Source organism: Streptomyces sp. NPDC033229, assembly GCF_055576875.1.
The window spans coordinates 94,611-115,347 of sequence record NZ_JBVIQR010000008.1 but is presented as its reverse complement, the minus strand read 5'-3'; the positions used below and the strand labels follow the sequence as shown (position 1 = coordinate 115,347).

General features: G+C 71.2%; 16 protein-coding genes. 9 read left to right on the top strand and 7 right to left on the bottom strand.

Annotated features, from left to right (window positions below):
- Positions 1-201 precede the first annotated feature (201 nt).
- Complete coding sequence (locus tag ACZ53N_RS10080; protein WP_469140437.1) at positions 202-1,173, bottom strand: LAETG motif-containing sortase-dependent surface protein; 972 nt, start codon at positions 1,171-1,173, stop codon at positions 202-204.
- A 126-nt stretch (positions 1,174-1,299) separates the two neighbouring features.
- On the bottom strand, positions 1,300-2,085 hold the full coding sequence (locus ACZ53N_RS10075) for a sulfite exporter TauE/SafE family protein (RefSeq protein ID WP_469140436.1): 786 nt from the start codon (positions 2,083-2,085) through the stop codon (positions 1,300-1,302).
- 233 nt (positions 2,086-2,318) lie between these two features.
- Here ACZ53N_RS10075 and ACZ53N_RS10070 point away from each other — a divergent pair, with 233 nt between their 5' ends.
- The gene (locus ACZ53N_RS10070) at positions 2,319-3,236 is read left to right on the top strand and encodes an oxidoreductase (RefSeq protein WP_469140435.1); all 918 of its coding nucleotides are present in this window, start codon (positions 2,319-2,321) and stop codon (positions 3,234-3,236) included.
- 80 nt (positions 3,237-3,316) lie between these two features.
- Here ACZ53N_RS10070 and ACZ53N_RS10065 read toward each other — a convergent pair whose 3' ends face one another.
- Entirely contained in the window at positions 3,317-3,892 is a 576-nt protein-coding gene (locus ACZ53N_RS10065; RefSeq protein ID WP_469140434.1) for a hypothetical protein, read from the bottom strand.
- Between the two features lie 305 nt (positions 3,893-4,197).
- Here ACZ53N_RS10065 and ACZ53N_RS10060 point away from each other — a divergent pair, with 305 nt between their 5' ends.
- The 4 genes from ACZ53N_RS10060 to ACZ53N_RS10045 all read left to right on the top strand — a co-directional run bounded on the left by ACZ53N_RS10060 (position 4,198) and on the right by ACZ53N_RS10045 (position 9,481).
- The gene (locus ACZ53N_RS10060; RefSeq protein ID WP_469140433.1) at positions 4,198-6,147 is read left to right on the top strand and encodes an APC family permease; all 1,950 of its coding nucleotides are present in this window, start codon (positions 4,198-4,200) and stop codon (positions 6,145-6,147) included.
- 250 nt (positions 6,148-6,397) lie between these two features.
- Complete coding sequence (locus tag ACZ53N_RS10055; RefSeq protein WP_469140432.1) at positions 6,398-7,657, top strand: ABC transporter substrate-binding protein; 1,260 nt, start codon at positions 6,398-6,400, stop codon at positions 7,655-7,657.
- The gene (locus tag ACZ53N_RS10050; protein WP_469140431.1) at positions 7,658-8,644 is read left to right on the top strand and encodes a carbohydrate ABC transporter permease; all 987 of its coding nucleotides are present in this window, start codon (positions 7,658-7,660) and stop codon (positions 8,642-8,644) included.
- On the top strand, positions 8,645-9,481 hold the full coding sequence (locus ACZ53N_RS10045; protein ID WP_469140430.1) for a carbohydrate ABC transporter permease: 837 nt from the start codon (positions 8,645-8,647) through the stop codon (positions 9,479-9,481).
- Between the two features lie 52 nt (positions 9,482-9,533).
- Here ACZ53N_RS10045 and ACZ53N_RS10040 read toward each other — a convergent pair whose 3' ends face one another.
- From ACZ53N_RS10040 to ACZ53N_RS10025, 4 genes are all read right to left on the bottom strand, one after another.
- Positions 9,534-10,598 carry an ArsR/SmtB family transcription factor gene (locus tag ACZ53N_RS10040; protein WP_469140429.1) on the bottom strand — a complete coding sequence of 355 codons (1,065 nt, stop codon included), beginning with the start codon at positions 10,596-10,598 and terminating at the stop codon, positions 9,534-9,536.
- Between the two features lie 451 nt (positions 10,599-11,049).
- Positions 11,050-13,764, bottom strand: coding sequence for a pyruvate, phosphate dikinase (gene ppdK, locus ACZ53N_RS10035; RefSeq protein WP_469140428.1), 2,715 nt, complete (start codon positions 13,762-13,764; stop codon positions 11,050-11,052).
- 381 nt (positions 13,765-14,145) lie between these two features.
- Entirely contained in the window at positions 14,146-15,276 is a 1,131-nt protein-coding gene (dusB, locus tag ACZ53N_RS10030) for a tRNA dihydrouridine synthase DusB (RefSeq protein ID WP_469140427.1), read from the bottom strand.
- Positions 15,277-15,337: 61 nt separating this feature from the next.
- Positions 15,338-16,183 carry a helix-turn-helix transcriptional regulator gene (locus ACZ53N_RS10025; RefSeq protein WP_469140426.1) on the bottom strand — a complete coding sequence of 282 codons (846 nt, stop codon included), beginning with the start codon at positions 16,181-16,183 and terminating at the stop codon, positions 15,338-15,340.
- A gap of 278 nt (positions 16,184-16,461) precedes the next feature.
- Between ACZ53N_RS10025 and ACZ53N_RS10020 the strand changes: the two genes are divergently transcribed.
- The 4 genes from ACZ53N_RS10020 to ACZ53N_RS10005 all read left to right on the top strand — a co-directional run bounded on the left by ACZ53N_RS10020 (position 16,462) and on the right by ACZ53N_RS10005 (position 20,675).
- Positions 16,462-17,919 carry an MFS transporter gene (locus ACZ53N_RS10020; protein ID WP_469140425.1) on the top strand — a complete coding sequence of 486 codons (1,458 nt, stop codon included), beginning with the start codon at positions 16,462-16,464 and terminating at the stop codon, positions 17,917-17,919.
- 151 nt (positions 17,920-18,070) lie between these two features.
- A complete protein-coding gene (locus ACZ53N_RS10015; protein WP_469140424.1) occupies positions 18,071-19,075 on the top strand; it encodes an aldo/keto reductase in 1,005 nt (334 codons plus the stop codon).
- 298 nt (positions 19,076-19,373) lie between these two features.
- Complete coding sequence (locus ACZ53N_RS10010; RefSeq protein ID WP_469140423.1) at positions 19,374-19,955, top strand: TetR/AcrR family transcriptional regulator; 582 nt, start codon at positions 19,374-19,376, stop codon at positions 19,953-19,955.
- Between the two features lie 114 nt (positions 19,956-20,069).
- On the top strand, positions 20,070-20,675 hold the full coding sequence (locus tag ACZ53N_RS10005) for a Uma2 family endonuclease (protein ID WP_469140422.1): 606 nt from the start codon (positions 20,070-20,072) through the stop codon (positions 20,673-20,675).
- Positions 20,676-20,737: the final 62 nt, after the last annotated feature.

Genomic DNA, 20,737 nt, shown 5'->3' with positions numbered 1-20,737 from the left:
GCACGCTGCGGCATCGAAGGCCTCGCGTTAAAGAAAACTCCCTGGGGTCTACCTTCCGGTGGCCCCGGGGAGGCAGACTCCCTTGCATAACCTCAGTGGCGCGATAGAACCGTCGGCAAAGCCGACAAGCACCAAGACAACGCGAGAGGCCCGGACCGTCAGGTCCGGGCCTCGTTCATCGTTCTGCGGTCGACTGCCGCGTCAGGCCTCGTGCGAGCCCCGGCGGCGGCGGGCCGCTACGACCAGGCTCGCGCCCAGCGCGAGTGCCGCCGCGCTGCCGGCGACGGCCCACGGGGTGGTGGAGTCGGCGCCCGTCTTGGCGAGTTCGCCGGTGCTGCCGGTGGTCGTGGTGCCTGCGGCTGCCCAGGTCGACGACGCGGTCGCGGACGGTGTGGCAGTGACCGTGGGCGTCGCGGTGGCGGTCGTGGTCGTGGTCGGCGTGGCCGATACGCTCGGGGTGGTGGCCTTGCCGGTGGGCTGCTTGGTGTCGGTCCCGCCAGTGGCGGTCGACTTGGCCGTGGGGCTCGTGCTCTCGGTGGGTGTCTTGCCGCCGTCCTTGGCGACGACGGTGACCGCGCCCAGCTTCGGAGTCAGAACCTCCTTTGCTGCCATGGTTGCTGTCACGTTCGCGGCCGCCGGGCCTACCGGGAAGGACTTGGGCAGGAGTACGTGCAGGTCGACGGTGAGCTTGCCCCCCTTGGCGATGTCACCGATCTTTACCTCTCCGCACACCTTCTCGGGGCTGACGACTGTGACCATCGACTGCCAGGACGACGTGGAGGCGTCCGTCCGGTACGCCAGCTGCGCGGCGCGTTCGTCCGTCGGGTCGATCTTCCCGCCATTCCCCTGTTCCCGGCCGAAAAGGTTGAAGCTCAAGGTGAAGTTCTTGACTTGTTCACCGTTTTGGTTGTCGACGACGAACGAGAATGCCGTCCACTCGCCTCCCGCTGTGAGCTCCTTGGGGAAGTCCTTGGACGTGATGACGGGAGCCTTCTTCTCCTCATCGGCGGGAGCCTTCGCCCCACCCGCCGGAGCCGGCACAGGCACCTGCCCCTGCGTCGTCGTCACCGGCGGCTTCGCGTCCGTGCCGTCGGCCACCGCCGGGGTGGCGAGGAAGACGGCCGGGGCTATGGAGGCGGCGGCCATGACCGCGGTGATTCTTGACAACTTCATCTAGGCAACCTCTGTTCATGAACCGGTCAGGAACCGGCAGATTGAGCCCTGCAAAGCAGCGCTAACTGTATGAGCAGCTAAATATCGCCCATCTCGGGCCCCTGTGCAGCCCTATGACGGAACGTCTCACCAGCCCCACTGGTCAAACGCCAGCTTGCACACCAGTGACACCACCACCACGACCAGCACCCCGCGCACGAACCCGCTCCCCCGCTTCAGTGCCATCCGCGCGCCCGTCGCGCCGCCCGCGAGGTTGAAGACCGCCATGGGGGCCGCGACCTGCCACAGCACGGCGCCCTGGAGGGAGAAGGTCACCAACGCGCCCACGTTCGTGCAGACGTTGATGACCTTGGACGTGCCGGAGGCCGTCACCAGGTCCATGTGGAGTATCGCGGCCAGGGCGATGACGAGGAACGTGCCTGTCCCGGGGCCGATGAGGCCGTCGTAGAAGCCGATGCCCAGGCCCGCCACGGCGATCGCGGTCAGGACGCGGCGGCGGGTGACCGGGCCGGGCGAGGGCGCCGTCGTGCCGAAGGTGGGGCGGAGGAGGACGAAGGCGAGGACGGCGAGCAGGACGACCATGATCAGGGGGCGGAGGACCGCGCTGTTGATGCCGGAGGCGAAGAAGGCGCCCGCCAAGGAGCCGACGAGGGCGGCGGCGCCGATGCGCAGGCCCGAGCGCAGCGTCATGGGGTCGCGGCGGGTGTAGGCGACGGCGGCGGCGGTGGTGCCGCAGATGGCGACGGCCTTGTTCGTGCCGAGGATGTGCGCGGGCGGCAGGTGCGGCAGGCCGACCAGCAGCGCCGGGAGTTGGAGGAGGCCGCCCCCGCCGACGACGGCGTCGATCCACCCGGCCGCGGCGGCGGCCAGGCAGAGCAGGAGCAGCGTGGTCAGCGATATGTCGGGGCTCACCGGCGCGATCGTACGGGCAACGGGGGCCCACGCCCGCACACGCCGGTGAGCGTCAGCCATGCCCCGTCGGCGCACCCGTTCGGCCCAACAGGGCGCGGACGGCGCATTGATAGGCACCCGGGCTGCCCGCGCGCCCCCTTCCTCGCCTACGCTGGGACGAACGCAAGCTACTGACGCGTAGCGACCGGTTGCGGACAGCCGCCCGGGTCGCCGAGCAGAGGAGCACAGCAGACGTGACTGGCTGGACCGCGCACGACATCCCCGACCAGAGCGGCCGTACCGCCGTGGTGACCGGTGCCAACAGCGGCATCGGCTACATCACCGCCCGGGAGCTGGCCCGGCGCGGCGCGCGGGTGGTGCTGGCCTGCCGCGACGCGACGCGCGGCAAGGCGGCGGAGGAGCAGGTACGGGCGGAGGCGCCCGGCGCGGACGTGGTGTTCGCGCCGCTGGACCTCGCGGACCTCGCGTCCGTGCGGGCCTTCGCGGCGGACCTCACGGACGACCGGCTGGACCTGCTGATCAACAACGCGGGTGTGATGGCGCTGCCGCAGCGCCGCACGGTCGACGGCTTCGAGATGCAGTTCGGTACGAACCATCTCGGCCACTTCGCGCTGACCGGGCTGCTGCTCCCCCGGCTGCGGGAGGCCGGGCACGGGGCGCGGGTGGTCACCGTCTCCAGCGGGCTGCATTTCCTGAGCACGGTCGACCCGCGCGACCTCAACATGGACCACCGCTACCGTCGCTGGATCCAGTACGGGCGTTCCAAGAGCGCCAACCTCCTCTTCACCCACGAGCTGGCGCGTCGGCTGACCGCCGAGGGGTCGCGGGTCATGGCCGTCGCCGCGCACCCCGGGTACGCGGCGACCAACCTCCAGACCACGGGGGCCCGGATGGAGGAACGCGCCTGGGCGGAACGCGGCGCCGAGCTCCTCAACCGCTTCCTCGCGCAGAGCGCCGAGGAAGGCGCACTCCCCTCGCTCTACGCGGCCACCGCGCCGGACGTCCGCCAGGACGAATTCTTCGGCCCCCGCGTGCAGCTCTGGCGCGGCGCCCCCGCGCGCTCCGCCCGCGCGAAGTGGACGCTGAGCGACAAGGCGAGCGCGGGTTTGTGGGCGGCCTCGGAGCGGCTGACCGGCGTGCGGTACGGGTAGCCTGTCCGGCGGATCTTCGCGGGTGCTTGCTTTGCTCTGCGGGTCGCGGTGGTGTGCACCTCCGCTGCGCGGTGGTGTCCTCAATCGCCGGACAGGCTGATTTCGGCTGAGCTCAACAGCCTCCGCGCCCCCTCCCCGTCGATCCGCTCCGCCAGCGCGGTCAGCACCCCCGCCCCCTCCAGCAGCACGCCGCGTTCGCGGGCGAGGCGGGCCCCGGCGTCCAGGTGGTGCCAGAGCAGCGGGTTGTCGGCGAGGACCTGGGGGTCGAGTTCGACGCGGCCGCCCGTGATGTCCCGCAGGACCAGGCGTGGTGCCATGCCGTCCTCCCGCCGGACCCGGGTGAGCAGGTCCGTCCGTACGCGCCGCTCGCGCAGCAGGCCGCGCGAGGCCAGCCAGCCGTCACCGGCGGTGATCCGGGCCGGGTACAGGACGAGGACGAACGTGGCGCCGAGCGCCGCCCAGCAGCAGCCGCGCGGCCAGTCGAGCCCGCCCCGGCCGAGGTCGATGGCGGTGAGGACGCCGGCGAGCGCCAAGCCGCACAGCCAGGCGGCCCGGGCCTCGCGCCGCCAGCCTCGGTCCCAGGCGAGGACCCCGCCCGCCGTGGGACGCGGGAGCGAGCCCCGTCCGTACTCCGGCGAACGGCCATGCGTCAGCAAACCGTGCACCCGCGACCGTGACCGTAATGTCTGTCGGCGTCCCATAGTCCTGACGCTAGAACCGGCGCGCCCGCCGTACGTGCGGTGTTGACGCGGCCATGACGCCGACCCCGGCAACCCTGACGCCGCGCTGACGACCGCCCCTCCCCCGGCGTCAAGAACGCGTGAAGAAACCGCCAAAACGCGCCAAGGCACCGCCAAGGCCGGGCTCCTCCCTGGCATCACGGGCGCAACCTGAGCCTCCGGAGCGCCAAGCGGCGACTCGCGCCATGCGGCGAACCATCGTCACGGAGGTACGACCACTCATGTCCATGCTGGCCAACAAGCACGACCGGCCCGCCGGGACCGGCGAGCAGCCGCCTGATACCGGGGCCGTCGGGCCCGCGGCGGCGGACACCCGGCCCGGGGCGGACATCCAGCCGACGGCGGACGACCGGCACCGGTTGACCGCGATGCAGGGCCTGGCGGCTCTGTCGCTGGACGCGATGGCGTCGGTCGCGTACGGCCCCGAGGCGATCGTCCTCGTACTCGCCGCCGCGGGCGCGCACGGGCTCGGCTTCACGCTGCCGGTGACGCTCGCGATCGCGGCGCTGCTGGCCGTGCTCGTCGCCTCCTACCGGCAGGTCATAGCGGCCTTCCCGGACGGCGGCGGCAGCTACGCCGTGGCCAAGCGCCATCTGGGGCGGCGCACCAGTCTGTTCACCGCCGCTTCCCTGGTGCTGGACTACGTACTGAACGTCGCGGTGTCCGTCACCGCGGGCGTCGCAGCGCTCACCTCCGCCGTCCCCTCTCTCCACGGCGACCGGCTGTGGATCTGCCTGGGCGTCCTCGCGCTGGTCACTGCCGTGAATCTGCGCGGCATCGTGGACTCGGCGAAGGCCTTCATCGTTCCGACCGCCGTCTTTGTCGGCTCGATCATGACTGTGGTCGTCGTGGGGCTGTTCCGGGACGCGCCCGCCAGTACCGAGGCCGCCGCCGGTCACGCGTCCGTGTTGTCCGACAACGCCACGACCGTCGGAGCGCTGCTCCTGCTGAAGGCGTTCGCCGCCGGTTGTTCCGCGCTGACCGGTGTCGAGGCCGTGGCCAATGCCGTGCCGTCCTTCCGCGCCCCGGCCACCCGGCGGGCGCAGCGCACGGAGGTCGCGCTCGGGGCGTTGCTGGGCGTCATGCTCATCGGTCTGTCGGTCCTCATCGGCCGGTTCCACCTCCAGCCGGTCGAGGGGGTCACCGTCCTCGCGCAGCTCGCGGACGCCTCGCTCGGCCACAACTGGGCGTTCTACGTGGTGCAGTTCGCGACCGTCGTGCTGCTGGCGCTGGCGGCGAACACCTCGTTCGGCGGGCTGCCGGTGCTGATGGGGCTGCTGGCCCGGGACAACTATCTGCCGCACGTGTTCGGGCTCAAGGCCGAGCGGCAGGTGCACCGGCACGGAGTGCTCGCGCTCGCGGCCGTCTCCGCGCTGCTGCTGGTCTTCTCCGGCGGTGACGTCAACACGCTGGTGCCGCTCTTCGCGATCGGGGTGTTCGTCGGCTTCACGATCTGCCAGGTCGGCATGGTCCGGCACTGGCGGCAAGAACGTTCCACCGGCTGGCTGGGCAAGGCGCTCCTCAACGGCTTCGGCGCGGTGCTCACGGGCGTGTCGGCCATCGTCGTCACCGCGACGAAGTTCACCGAGGGCGCGTGGCTGATCGTGGTCGCGCTGCCGCTGCTTGTCCTGGTGTTCGAGGCCGTCCACCGCGCGTACGGGCGGATCGGGGCGCGTCTGGAGCTGGGCCGGGTGCCCGAGGCGCCGCGCCGCTGCCACTCCGTGGTCGTCGTGCCCGTCTCCTCGCTTTCGCGGCTGACCAGCAAGGCACTGACCGCCGCCGTGTCGCTCGGCGACGAGGTCGTGGCGGTGACCGTCACCCAGGCCGACCCGGGCGGGCGGGCGGCGGCGGAGTCGCTGCGCCGCGACTGGGAGCTGTGGCGGCCCGGGGTCGACCTCGTCGAACTGCCCGCACCCTCGCGCTCCTTGGGCCGCCCCATCGTGGACTACGTACGCGAGCTCACGGACCGGCATCCGGACAATCGCGTCACCGTCCTCATCCCGGAGGTCGAGCCCGCGCACGTCTGGCAGCGGCTGCTGCAGAACCAGCGCGGCGCGGTCGTCGCGCACGCGGTGCGCCGGGACACCGACGCGGTGATCTGCCGGCTGCGCTTCCGGATCGGCGCGGCGCGAGTCAGCGAACCGGCCGAAACGGCCGAAACACGGCGCTAGGGTCTGTCCGGCGGATCACGGGGGCGCACCACCGCTGCGCGGCGGTGTCCTCAAACGCCGGACGGGCTGGAAGGGGCTGAGCCCAGCCCAAGCCAGCCCATCCGCAGGCGGCACCGGCGGCCCGCAGCCGAAAACCCGTCGGACAGGCCGTAACACCCCCTGTCGCAATCCCCCTCCATCGTTGATCGTTGAGCCGTACGATCCAGGCGCTCAGTGACACGCCAACGTCAACGCAGCGAGGGGACGCGACATGCCGATCAGCCGCAGACGACTCCTGACAACCGGCGGTGGGCTCGCCCTGGCGGGCGGTCTCGCCGCCGCCTGCGGCTCCAACACCGGGCGCGACGACAGCGGTTCCCGGTCCCAACTGTCCCAGTGGTACCACCAGTACGGCGAGGCGGGCACCGAGCAGGCGGTGCGGCGGTACGCGAAGGCGTATGAACACGCGGACGTCCGGGTGCAGTGGCGGCCCGGAAACTACGACCAGCAGACCGCGGCCGCCCTGCTGACCGACTCGGGGCCCGACGTCTTCGAGGTCAACGGCCCGACCCTGGACCAGGTCCGGGGCGGGCAGGTCGTCGACCTCACCGACCTCGTGAAGGGCGTCCGGGACGACTTCCACCCGGCGGCCCTCGCCCCCAAGACCCACGACGGCCGGATCTGGGCGGTCCCACAGGTCATCGACACCCAGGTCCTCTATTACCGCAAGAGCCTGCTGGACAAGGCCGGGGTGAAGCCGCCCCGGACACTGGACGAGCTGGTCGACGCCGCGAAGAGGCTCACCGACGCCCGGACCAAGGGGCTCTTCCTCGGCAACGACGGCGGCGCGGGCGTTCTCGGCGGGACCCCGCTGCACGCGGCGGGCCTGAGCCTGGTCACCGCCGACGGAAAGGTCGGCTTCGACGACCCGGCCGCCGCCCGTACGCTCGGCAAGATCCGCCGGCTCTACGCCGACAAGTCGCTGCTGCTGGGCGCCCCCGCCGACTGGTCCGACCCCTCCGCCCTCGTCCAAGGACTGACGGCTATGCAGTGGTCGGGGCTGTGGGCGCTACCACAGATCAAGAAGGCGCTCGGGGACGACTTCGGGGTGTTGCCCTTCCCCTCCGACGGCCCGAACGGGCGGCCCGCCGTGCCCGTCGGCGCGTACGGCAGCGCGGTCAGCGCCCACAGCCGGCACAAGGAGGCGGCCAAGGCGTACGTGAAGTGGCTGTGGGTGGAGCGCACGGACTTCCAGCAGGACTTCGCGCTCTCCTACGGCTTCCACATCCCGGCCCGGATCTCCCTGGCGAAGAAGGCCGACAAGCTGAGCTCGGGAGCAGCGGCCGACATCGTGCGCTTCACCGTCGATCACGGCTACGCGCAGCCCCTTCTGTGGACGGTCGCGAGCCAAACCGCCTATCAGGATGCTCTCAGCCGCATCATCAAGGACGGCGCCGACCCCGACCGCGAGCTGAGGGCGGCCGTCCGCACGACCGAGGCCGAGCTGCGACGCGTGAAGAAGACGTCCTGAATGGCGACGCGGAGCAAGGCCGAAACGGCACAGCGCGGCACGGCACCCCGTGCCGCGACACCCACGACCCCCCGCCCGGCGCGGCAGCGGAACCGTACCCTCTGGTTCTGGATTTTCGTCGGCCCGTTCGCGGCCGGGCTCGTCCTCTTCACGTACGTACCGCTGGCCTGGAGCGTCTACCTCAGCTTCTTCGACGCCCACAACACCGTCTCCCCGACGGACTTCGTCGGCCTGGACAACTACACGGCCATGCTGGGCGATCCGTCCTTCCGTTCCGCCCTGCTGACCTTCACGGTCTTCACCGCCTTCATCGTCCCGGCCACCTACGCGCTGTCACTCGGCCTCGCGCTGGCGGTCAACCGGCTGCGCTTGGCCCAGGCGTTCTTCCGGTCGGTCTTCTTCCTGCCGACCGCCTGCTCGTATGTCGTCGCGGCCCTGGTCTGGAAGCTGTCGATCTTCAACGGGGTGCGATTCGGACTGGCCAACACCGTCCTCGGCTGGTTCGGCGCCGACCAGATCGCCTGGCTGTCGACGACCGACCCGCCCTGGTACTGGCTGGTCATCGTCACCGTCCGGCTCTGGCTCCAGGCGGGCTTCTACATGGTGCTCTTCCTCGCCGGGCTCCAGCGCGTCCCGCCCCAGCTGTACGAGGCCGCCGCCGTGGACGGGGCGCGGCCGGGGTGGCAGACCTTCCGGTACATCACCTTCCCCGCGCTGCGCGCGACCTCCGTCGCGGTGGTGCTGCTGCTGGTCATCGGCGCCTTCCAGGCGTTCGACGAGTTCTACAACCTGCTCTCCGACGCGCGCGGCTACCCGCCCTATGCCCGGCCGCCGCTGGTCTACCTCTACTACACCGCCCTCGGCCAGGGGCAGAACCTCGGCCTCGGCAGCGCGGGGGCCGTCATCCTCGCGCTGATCATCGCGCTGGTGACGGTGGCGCAGGCGCGCTGGTTCGGGCTCGGCGGCCGGGACGAGAAGGTGGTGTAGATGAACGACGCACTGGTACGGGCCGGCCGGGCGCTGCGGCTGGTGCTGCTGATCGCGCTGGCCGCGCTGTTCCTGATCCCCTTCTATCTGCTCGTGCGCAACGGCCTGGCGTCGGAGGAGGAGATCACCGCGCCCGGGTGGACGTTCTTCCCCGGAGAGCTGCGCTGGTCGAACGTGCGCGAGCTCTTCGCCGACCCGAACGTGCCGATGGCGCACGCGCTGCTGAACTCCACGCTCATCGCGGTGGCGACGACCGTGGGCACCCTGCTGCTCGCCTCCCTGGCCGGCTACGGACTGGCCCGCATCCCCTACCGCCACGCGAACGCCGTCTTCTACGCGATCCTCGGCACCCTGATGGTCCCGGCGGCGGTCACGTTCGTACCGACCTTCGTGCTCGTCTCCTCGCTCGGCTGGGTCTCCACGCTGCGCGGTCTGATCGTCCCCACGCTGTTCAGCGCGTTCGCGTGCTTCGTCTTCCGGCAGTACTTCCTGGGCTTCCCCCGGGAGCTGGAGGACGCGGCGCAGGTGGACGGGCTCGGGTACTGGCGCACCTACTGGCGGGTCGTCGTCCCCAACTCCCGCCCGGTCTTCGCCGCCGTCGGCACGATCGTCTTCATCGGCGCCTGGAACGCGTTCCTGTGGCCGCTGGTCATCGGCCAGGACCGCGACGCGTGGACCGTCCAGGTCGCCCTGTCCACGTTCACGACCGCGCAGGTCGTCAACATCCACGAACTGTTCGTCGCGGCCGCCGTCTCGATCGTCCCGCTGCTGCTGGTCTTCCTGCTGCTCCAGCGGTACATCGTGGCGGGGGTGGAGCGGTCGGGGATCGACGACTGAACCCTACGCCGAACACCCGCGCCACCGACCGGCCCGGCTGGGGGTCCGGGGGTCATCCCCCGGGAGACTGCAGCATCGTGGCCGGGGTCGAGCGCTCGGAGATCGACGACTGGACCCTCGTCGACCGGTCCCTGGGGCACAGCTGGGTGCCGCGGTGGCCGCCGCGCAGCAGGGCCGCGCCCAGTGGCGTCAGCGTGTGCATCACCGCGCTGCCGTTGCGCAGGGTGAGCACCAGCCCGGCCTCGCGCAGCACACCGGCGTGCTGGCTGGCCGAGGCCGCCGACACGCCGACCCGCCGGGCCAGTTCACTCGTCGTGCAGCCGCCCCCTATCGAGCCGAGGACCGCCGAGCGGGTGTGGCCGACCAGCTTGCCCAGCGAGCGCGGGGCGTGCGGGACGGCGGGCGCGGACTCCGACATGTGCCGGGCGGGGTAGACGAGCACCGGGGTGAGCTCGGGGTTCTGAAAGGCCACCGGGGTGCGTCGGCAGAAGAACGACGGCAGGAGGAGTAACCCCCGCCCGTTCAGATGCAGATCCCGGTCCACGGGGTAGTCGCACTCCAGCACCGGCCCCCGCCAGCGCATCATCGGCGGCAACGAGGACAGCAGCGCGTCGGCTCCGCCGTCCAGCAGCGCCCGGCCGCGCACCGCGCGGTCGGCCTCGATCTGCGCCTGGATGTGCGGCCAGTACGGCTCTATGGCCGCCTGGTGATAGGCATGCAGCGCGCCGATCAGCTTGCCGAACGCCCGGGCGTCGCCCTCGGCGAGCGATCGTATCCAAGCGGGCAGCGTCCGCGCGCCGGCCAGCCGGCCCAGCTCCTGGTGGACCCGGTCGGCGGGCGTGGCCCGCAGCGCCTGCATCCCCGACTCGAGCCCGAGTACGCCTTCGGGCGGGGTCAGGAAGTCGGGGAAATATCCGCGCGAGGGTACCAGCGGCGCGAGAAGCCGAGTTTCACCATTCAACCGAGTGCGGGTTTCCGAGCGCCAATCCCCGAAGATCGACTCGCCTTGTTTGTCCCGAAGTCGGTGCAAGCTCAATACGGTTTCCCAGAGTGCGTCCGGGTCTCCGGCCAGGCGCAACCGGGCCAGATCGAGTCCAGTGAAATGGACACGCAGCACCAAACCCCCACATGAGACATCCGCAACCACCCCCCGCTCACTGAGTATGCACACCGATACGAGGTGTTACCACGCCCTTTTGGCCACAGTTGAAAGGAGTCGCGGCGAACATCGCAGAAGCGAAATGCTATTCACGCACTCAGGGCCGCACCCGCTCGTTCCCGTGGGGGGTGGCGAGCGAAAAAGCGGCCGCTGAGTATGCGAGTTGCCGCCCGAGCCGATGCGGGCGGCAACAACTCCCGGTGGGGGAGTAAAGAGGGGCGGCGCTCCCGCACGGGCGCCGCCCCTTCGCCCTGTCCTGGCGCCGGGTGAAACCCACCTGTCACCTGCCGGTCACGCGGCTGCCGGGGGGCTTCGCCCCAGGCCCCCTGACCGCGCTGCGCGCGGCGTCATCGAACGCCGGGCGGGCTGGATTTCCAGCCCGCCCGGCGTTCGATGACACGCAGCCGCGTCAGCGGCTGTCGCTGCCCCCGCCGATCGCCGCGGCCCGGCCCGCCTCCAGGCGGGCCACCGGGATGCGGAACGGGGAGCAGGAAACGTAGTCCAGGCCCACCTCGTGGAAGAAGTGCACCGACTCCGGGTCGCCGCCGTGCTCGCCGCAGACGCCGAGCTTGAGGTCGGGCCGGGTGGCCCGGCCGGCCTTCACCGCCTCGCGGACGAGCGAGCCCACGCCGTCGCGGTCGATGGTCTCGAACGGGCTGACCCCGAAGATGCCCTTCTCCAGGTACGCGGTGAAGAAGCTGGCCTCGACGTCGTCGCGCGAGAAGCCCCACACGGTCTGGGTGAGGTCGTTCGTGCCGAAGGAGAAGAACTCGGCGGCCTCGGCGATCTGGCCGGCCGTCAGCGCGGCGCGCGGCAGCTCGATCATCGTGCCGATGGTCAGCTTGAGGTTCGTGCCGGTGGCGGCCTCGACCTCGGCGATGACCTGGTCTGCTTCCTCGCGGACGATCTCCAGCTCCTGGACGGTGCCCACCAGCGGGATCATGATCTCCGCGCGCGGGTCGCCCTTGGCGTTCATGCGCTGGGCCGCGGCCTCGGCGATCGCCCGTACCTGCATGGCGAACAGACCGGGGATGACCAGGCCGAGGCGGACACCGCGCAGACCCAGCATGGGGTTCTGCTCGTGCAGCTTGTGCACGGCCTGGAGCAGGCGCAGGTCGTTCTCGTTGGCGTCCTGGCGGGCCTCGGCGAGCGCGACGCGCACCGACAGCTCGGTGATGTCCGGCAGGAACTCGTGCAGCGGCGGGTCCAGCAGCCGCACGGTCACCGGCAGGCCGTCCATGGCCTCGAACAGCTCGACGAAGTCGGCCTTCTGCAGCGGCAGCAGCGCGTCGAGGGCGGCGTCCCGGTCGGCGTCGGTGTCGGCCAGGATGAGCCGCTCGACCATCTCGCGGCGCTCACCGAGGAACATGTGCTCGGTGCGGCACAGGCCGATGCCCTGGGCGCCGAAGCGGCGGGCGCGGGCGGCGTCCTCGGCGTTGTCCGCGTTGGCGCGCACCCGCAGGCGGCGCGTCCGGTCGGCGTAGGCCATCATCCGGTGCACGGCCTGGACCAGCTCGTCGGCGTCGTCGGCGCCCGCGTGCATGCGGCCCTCGAAGTACTCGACCACCGGGGACGGCACGACCGGGACCTCGCCCAGGTAGACCTTGCCGGAGGAACCGTCGATGGAGACGACGTCGCCCTCCTCGATGACCACGCCACCGGGGGCGGTCATGCGGCGGCGCTTGGTGTCGACCTCCAGCTCCTCGGCGCCGCAGACACAGGTCTTGCCCATGCCGCGGGCGACGACGGCCGCGTGCGAGGTCTTGCCGCCGCGCGAGGTCAGGATGCCCTCGGCGGCGATCATGCCGTTGAGGTCGTCGGGGTTGGTCTCGCGGCGGATCAGGATGACCTTCTCGCCGGAGCGCGACCACTTCACCGCGGTGTAGGAGTCGAAGACGGCCTTGCCGACCGCGGCGCCCGGCGAGGCGGCGATGCCCCGGCCCAGCAGCTCAGTGGCGGCCTTCTCGTCGAAGCGGGGGAACATCAGCTGGGCGAGCTGCGCGCCGGAGACGCGCTGGAGCGCCTCGGCCTCGTCGATCAGGCCCTGGTCCACCAGCTGCGTCGCGATGCGGAAGGCCGCGCCCGCGGTGCGCTTGCCGACGCGGGTCTGGAGCATCCACAGCTTGCCGCGCTCGATGGTGAACTCGATGTCGCACAGGTCCTTGTAGTGCGTCTCCAGCGTCTGCATGATCTGCATCAGCTGGTCGTACGAGGCCTTGTCGAGCTGCTCCAGGTCGGCGAGCGGCACGGTGTTGCGGATGCCCGCGACGACGTCCTCGCCCTGCGCGTTCTGGAGGTAGTCGCCGTAGACGCCGGCGTGGCCGCTGGCGGGGTCGCGGGTGAAGGCGACGCCGGTGCCGGAGTCCGGGCCGAGGTTGCCGAAGACCATCGAGCAGACGTTGACGGCCGTGCCGAGGTCGCCGGGGATGCGCTCCTGGCGGCGGTAGAGCTTGGCGCGGTCGGTGTTCCACGACTCGAAGACGGCCCTTATGGCGAGGTCCATCTGCTCGCGCGGCTCCTGCGGGAAGTCCCGGCCGGTCTCCTTGGAGACGATGCCCTTGAACTCCTCCACCAGCCGCTGGAGGTCCGCCGCGTCGAGGTCGACGTCGGTCGTGACGCCCTTGGCGCGCTTGGTCTCCTCCAGCGCCTCCTCGAACAGCTCGCCGTCGACGCCGAGGACGGTCTTGCCGAACATCTGGATGAGGCGGCGGTAGGAGTCCCACGCGAACCGCTCGTTGCCCGCCTGGGCCGCGAGACCGGCGACGGAGGCGTCGGAGAGGCCGATGTTCAGGACGGTGTCCATCATGCCGGGCATGGAGAACTTCGCGCCGGAGCGGACGGAGACCAGCAGCGGGTCGTCGGCCTGGCCGAGCTTCTTGCCCATCCCCGCCTCGAGGGCGTCGAGGTGGGCGGATACCTCGTCCCGCATCTCCGGCGGCTCGGCGCCGCTGGCGAGGTAGACCTTGCACGCCTCGGTGGTGATGGTGAAGCCGGGGGGGACCGGCAGACCGAGGTTGGTCATCTCGGCGAGGTTGGCGCCCTTCCCGCCGAGCAGGTCCTTGAGGTCCTTGTTGCCCTCGGTGAAGTCGTAGACGAACTTCTGGCGATCTGTGGTTTCCGGCACGGGACTCGACTCCTCACTGGGGTCCCCCCGTACACAGTTGGGGGAGGGCCTGCTCAAACGTGCTGACGGCGGGGAGCGTACCCAGATCGAAGGCTTCTGGGCAGGTCCACTCCGCCGTCATACGGCTGTAACCACCCGTCCGCCAACAGATCGAAAGTGATCCACCTGACGCAGGGCGAAGGGGGCCAACTTCAAAGCTTGAACTCAACCTCACGGAAATCATCTGTGCCATCACAGGGTGTCGAGAAAACAGACCATTCGCCGTCGGAAAGTGAACGCAAGAGGGGTGGCACGCAGTGCCACCCCTCAGAAGATTGACCCTCGCCTCAACCGCTCATCTGAGCGGACACCCGATCAGTGGTGGCGAGAATCACGCTGCCCTCAGCCGCCGGACGTGTCGAGTTCGGCGTCGGCGCCCACGGCCGCGCAGTCGTAGGGATCGTTGAGCCAGCCGTCCGGGAGGACGACCCGGTTCCGCCCCGAGGTCCGCCCGCGCGGACCGTCGGCGCCGACCGGCCACGGCTGGTCCAGGTCGAGCTCGCTCAGAAGAGCGTCCATTTCGCCCAGAGATGAGGTGATAGCGAGCTTCCGGCGCATGTCCGAGCCGATCGAGAAGCCCTTGGTGTACCAGGCGACGTGCTTGCGGAAGTCGATGACACCGCGCTCCTCGCTCTCCAGCCACTCGCCCAGCAGCTCCGCGTGGCGCAGCATGACCCGGGCGACCTCCTTGAGGGTGGGCGCGGCAGGGGCGGCCCCACCGTCCTCGAAGGCGTTGACCAGGTCGCCGAAGAGCCAGGGGCGGCCGAGGCAGCCGCGCCCGACCACGACGCCGTCGCAGCCGGTCTCGCGCATCATGCGCACGGCGTCGTCAGCCGACCAGATGTCGCCGTTTCCGAGCACCGGGATCTCGGGGACGGTCTCCTTGAGCCGCGCGATGGCGTCCCAGTCGGCGGTGCCGCCGTAGTGCTGGGCGGCCGTGCGGCCGTGCAGGGCGATGGCGGTGACGCCCTCCTCGACGGCGATCCTGCCGGCGTCGAGATAGGTGATGTGGTCGTCGTCGATGCCCTTGCGCATCTTCATGGTCACGGGCAGCGCGCCCGCGTTGCCGACGGCCTCGCGCAGGATCGCGCGCAGCAGGTTCCGCTTGAACGGCAGCGCGGAGCCGCCGCCCTTGCGGGTGACCTTGGGGACGGGGCAGCCGAAGTTCAGGTCGATGTGGTCGGCGAGGTCCTCGTCCACGATCATGCGGACGGCCCGGCCGACGGTGACCGGGTCGACCCCGTAGAGCTGGATCGAGCGCGGCTTCTCGGTGCCGTCGAAGTGGATCAGCCGCATGGTCTTGGCGTCCCGCTCGACGAGCGCCCGGGTGGTGATCATCTCGCTGACGAAGAGCCCCTTGCCGCCGGAGAACTCACGGCACAGCGTGCGGAAGGGCGCGTTGGTGATGCCGGCCATCGGGGCCAGGACCACCGGCGGCTGCACCGAGTGCGGGCCGATCTGGAGCTGCGTCATGAAAGCGGGTTTCCTCGGGCTCGTGCGGAGGGGGTCGACCGTCCATTGTCCCCCATTCGGTTCAGTCCTCGGCGAGTGCCAGGGCGTGCAGTCGCCGCAGGCGCTCGTGGGTCTCCTCGTCGGCGGGGGTGAAGGTCACCACGCGGGCGCCGGGGTGGGGGCCGGTCCACAGACCGTTGTGGTCCAGGCGCAGCAGGCCCACGCGCGCCTGCTGGTAGGCCTTCGTCCGGTGGGCGACGGGCTGGACGACCTCGTGTCGCGCCCAAATCTCCCGGAACTCGGGCGAGGCGTCGAGCAGCCTCTTGAGCAGGCACTTCCAGGCGGGTTCGGCGATGTGCTCGGCCATGGCGGCCCGGAACTTGCCGGCCATGGCCCGCATCTGCTCCTCCCGGTCGACGACGCTCGCGGCCCAGTCGGGGTTGGTGAAGGTGAGCCACAGGCAGTTGCGCTCCTCCTGCGGCAGGGCGTCGAGGTCGCACATCAGCGTCGCGTAGGTGCGGTTGTAGGCGAGGATGTCGTACCGCGCGTTCTGCACACAGGCGGGGAACGGGTCCAGCCGCTCCAGGATCAGCCGGAGCGCCGGCGAGACGCCCGCGCACGCGGTGTCGGGCAACGGATCGGCGGTGCCCGCCAGGGCGAAGAGGTGGGCGCGCTCACCGGGGTCGAAGAGCAGGGCGCGGGCGATGGAGTCGAGGACCTGCGCGGACACCTGGATGGCCCTGGCCTGCTCCAGCCACGTGTACCAGGTGACGCCGACGGCGGCGAGCTGCGCCACCTCCTCGCGGCGCAGGCCGGGGGTGCGTCGGCGAGGGCCGCGCGGGAGGCCGACCTGTTCCGGGGAGATGCGCTCACGGCGGCTGCGCAGAAAGGCGGCGAGTTCGCCGCGGCGGACGTCGGAGGCGGTCATGGCTGACGTGGCCCCCGGAGCCGCCGTGACTGCTGGGGCGGTCGGGGCTGCCGTGACCGCTGGGGCCACCGGGGCTGACACGGCTGCCGTGCCTGACATGCCCTTCGTACCTGTCGGGGCCGTCGTGGCCGGCATCGCTGCCGTGACTGCCGGCGTCTCCTGCACCATCGTGGTCATTCTCCAAGAGTGCGGGACGCCCCAGCCGGTTGCCAGGTACTGCTTGTACCAGGATAAAGGCACTCTGGTACCCGGCTTGGTGAGCCGTCATCGTCGTATCCGTGAGTCGAATCCCGATAGCGAACCCCGTCCTGTCCGCCCCTATAGCCCCCACGACCCCCGCGGTCCCCGCCACCAGAGCCGCGCTGAGCCCGCTCGCGCTGTTCACCGTGCTGATGGGCGCGGCGCTGCCGATGGTGGACTTCTTCATCGTCAACGTCGCGCTGCCCACCATCGACCACGATCTGCACGCGGGCCCCGCCATGCTGGAGATGGTGGTCGGCGGCTACGGCGTCGCGTACGCGGTGCTGCTGGTGCTCGGCGGACGGCTGGGCGACATGGTGGGCCGACGGCGGCTGTTCCTGTGGGGCACGGCTGCCTTCGGTGTGACGTCGGTGGCGTGTGGGCTCGCGCCCGACGCCTGGACGCTGGTCGCGGCGCGGGTCGCGCAGGGCGCGGCGTCCGCGCTGATGATGCCGCAGGTGCTGGCGACCATCCAGGCCACCACCCACGGCGCCCGCCGCACGAAGGCGCTCAGCATGTACAGCGGCACGGCCGGGGTCGCGAGCGCGGTCGGCCAGGTGCTGGGCGGAGTGCTGGTCTCCGTCGACCTCTTCGGCACCGGCTGGCGCTCGATCTTCCTGGTCAACGCCCCGGTCGCGGCGCTCGCGCTGCTGCTGACGGCCCGCACGGTGCCCGAGACCCGCTCGGAGCACCCGACGGGGGTGGACGGGCGCGGCACGGCGCTGCTGTCGCTGACGCTGGTGTCCCTGCTGCTGCCGCTGACGGAGGGCCGCTCGGCGGGGTGGCCGGTGTGGTCGTGGGTGCTGCTGGCGGTGTTCCCCTTCGCGGCCGTGGCGTTCGTGGTGGTGGAGCGGCGTGAGGAGCGGGCCGGGCGGACGCCGTTGGTGCCGCCGTCGCTGCTGCGGATCCACTCGGTGCGCAGCGGGCTGGCGCTCCTCGTGCCGTTCTCCACCGGCTGGGGCGGCTTCATGTTCGTGGTCGCGGTGGCGTTGCAGGAGGGGCTGCGGCTGGGGCCGCTCGCGGCGGGGGTGGCGCTGGTGCCGCTGTGCCTGACGTTCCTGATCGGCTCGATGGTCGGGCCCCGGCTGGGTGCGCGCTACGGGCGGCGGGCGGTGACGGCCGGGACGCTGATCCAGGCGACCGGGCTGATCGCCTTGGTGGCGACCTTCCACTGGGGCTGGGACGGACTGGGCGCGCTGGGGCTGGCCCCGGGGCTCGCCGTGCTGGGGCTCGGCCAGGGCGTGCTGCTGCCGCTGACGCTGCGGACCGTGCTGAGCGAGGTGCCGGCGGCGCAGGCGGGCGTCGGGGGCGGCGTCATGATCACCACGCAGCAGTCGTTCATGGCGCTCGGCGTGGCCACGCTCGGCACGCTCTTCCTCTCCCTGGCCCCCTCGGTCGGGATGCGCGACGCGCTGACGATCACGCTCGGGGCGCAGTTGGCGGCGGTGGCCGCGACGCTGCTGCTGAGCCTGCGGCTGCCGCGCACGGTGGGGTGAGCGGCGTCGCCGGAGAGAGCTCGGGGCACCCCCAGAGGACCTTCCGATGGCACATGGAATGACAGATATTGAAATCTGTCATTCCATGTGCCACTCTTCTGGTGTCGGTCCCCCTCTCCGACGTCCCCTCACCGCTCCGAAGGAGTCCCCCGTGCTGCACCGCACTCTCGGCACCACCGGCCCCCAGGTATCCGCTCTCGGCCTCGGCGCGATGGGCATGTCCGCCCTGTACGGCGACGCCGACCGCACCGAGTCGATCGCCACGATCCACGCCGCCCTGGACGCCGGCGTCACCCTGATCGACACCGGCGACTTCTACGGCATGGGCCACAACGAACTGCTCATCAACGAAGCCCTGCGCACCGCGCCCGCCGGGGCCCGCGAGAAGGCCCTGACCAGCGTCAAGTTCGGCGCCCTGCGCACGGTCGAAGGCGGCTTCACCGGCGTCGACGGCAGCCCCGACGCGGTCAAGAACTTCGCCGCGTACTCCCTCCAGCGCCTGGGCACCGGGCACATCGACGTCTACCGCCTCGCCCGTCTCGACCCGAAGGTGCCGATCGAGGAGACCGTCGGCGCCATCGCCGAGCTGGTCGAGGCCGGGCACGTCCGGCACATCGGCCTCTCCGAGGTCAACGCCGAGACGATCCGCCGGGCCGCCGCCGTCGCCCCCATCGCCGATCTCCAGATCGAGTACTCGCTGATCTCGCGCGGCATCGAGGAGAGCATCCTGCCGACCGTCCGCGAGCTGGGCATCGGCGTCACCGCGTACGGCGTGCTCTCGCGCGGCCTGATCAGCGGCCACTTCACGCCCGACCGGCAGCTCGCCGCGAACGACTTCCGCGGCATGAGCCCGCGCTTCCAGGGCGAGAACCTCCGGCACAACCTCGACCTGGTCGAGGCGCTTCGCAAGATCGCCGAGTCGAAGGGCGCGAGTGTCGCGCAGACGGCGATCGCCTGGGTCCTCGCCCAGGGCGAGGACATCGTCCCCCTGGTCGGCGCCCGCCGCCGCGACCGCCTCACCGAGGCCCTCGGCGCGCTGGACGTCACCCTCGATGCCGACGACCTCGCCGCCATCGAGCGAGCCGTCCCGGCGGGGGCCGCAGCGGGCGACCGCTACCCGACGGACCAGATGGCACACCTCGACAGCGAGCGGTGAGCCCTCCGGGCCGGTCCCGGGGAGAAGGCCGCCCCGGATCGGCACGTGATGGCGACACCCCCTGCCCGGGCAAGCCCGGTCGGCAGCGGCGGCCGGGCACCGCCAAGCGGACCGGTGGTTTCGGCCGTCCCGGCGGCGCACGCTTCCGCCGCGACGACCGGAAACCACCGCGGCGGAGCCTGGTGGCTTGCCGTACCGACGCAGTCCGGCCTCCTCGGCCCTCCGAGGCACCGCCGGGTACGGTCCTCTACCAGGGGGCGTCCCGCCGCCCCGCCCCGACCGAAAGGCACTGCCCGCGATGCCGCCCGAGACCCTGACCCCCGACCGCATCCTCGAGGCCACCGAGGACGTGCTGCGCCGCTTCGGCCCGGCCAAGGCCACCGTGGTCGACGTGGCCCGGGCGCTGGGCGTCAGCCACGGCAGCGTCTACCGCCACTTCGGCAGCAAGGCCGCACTGCGGGAGGCCGTCACCGAGCGCTGGCTCGACCAGTCGCACGCGGAGCTGTCCGCCGTCGCCGAAGCGGCCGGCCCGGCGGGGCCCCGGCTGCGCGAGTGGCTCACCGCCCTCTTCGCCGCCAAGCGCCGCAAGTCGGGCAGCGACCCCGAGCTGTTCGCGACGTACATGGTGCTCGTCGGCGAGAACAGCGGCGTCGTCGACCGGCACATCGAGACGATGATCGAACAGCTCGCGGGAATCGTCGAAAACGGCATAAGCCAGGGCGAGTTCCGCCCCGTCGACCCGACGACGGCCGCCCGCGCGGTCTGGGACGCGACCAACCGCTTCCACGACCCGGCCTACGCGGCCGACTGGTCCCGCCCGGGCATCGACGCGGCCTTCGACGCGGTGTGCGAGCTGGTGCTGCGGGGGTTGCGGACCTGATCGCCCGCGGCGCCGGCCGTCGGGCCTCGGCGGCTGTCGGGAAGCCGGGCCGTGTTGTCAGCCGGCGCCACTACGCTGTGTGTCAGGACGCTTACCGACGCCCGTAGGAGCATCATGGCAACCATGGTCGAGACACCACCTCGGACGATAAGCCGCACCTCGGAGTCCGATGAGGGCTACGAGGAGCTGTGCCGCGTTCTCGAGAAGATCGACGCCGGTCTCCCCGATGGCTACAAGGCGGAGATCATCAGGGGGAGAGTGGTCGTGTCACCGTGGTCCAAGGGCGCCTGTCTACGCATGATGCGCGGTTTCATGCGCCAGCTCCGCCCGCATGTGCCGGACGGCCACGAGATCGACAGCGCTCCGTGCCTCTTCACCTTCCCGGGCTTCGCCAGGAGTTTCGGACCGGACATCCACGTCTCCGACGAGGCTCTGACGGACGTCGACAGCATTCATCTGCCGGGCGAGGCCCTGTCCCTGGTCGGTGAGTTCACCTCCCGGTCGACGGCGGACTTCGACCGTCGGGACAAGGTCGAGGTGTACGGCAGGGCCGGTGTGCCCGTCTACGTGCTCGTGGACATGCTGGAGACCACCGTCACCGTCTATTCGTCCCCGTCCGACCGGGGCTACGGGACCCACACCCAGGTGAAGTTCGGCGACAAGGTGCGGATCCCCGCCCCCTTCGACTGCGAGCTCGACACCGCTGACTGGCAGGCCTGACACAGCCCGAAGGCCCCGCCCCCGCCGTAGCGGGGCCGGGGCCTTCGGTCGTCAGGCAGGGG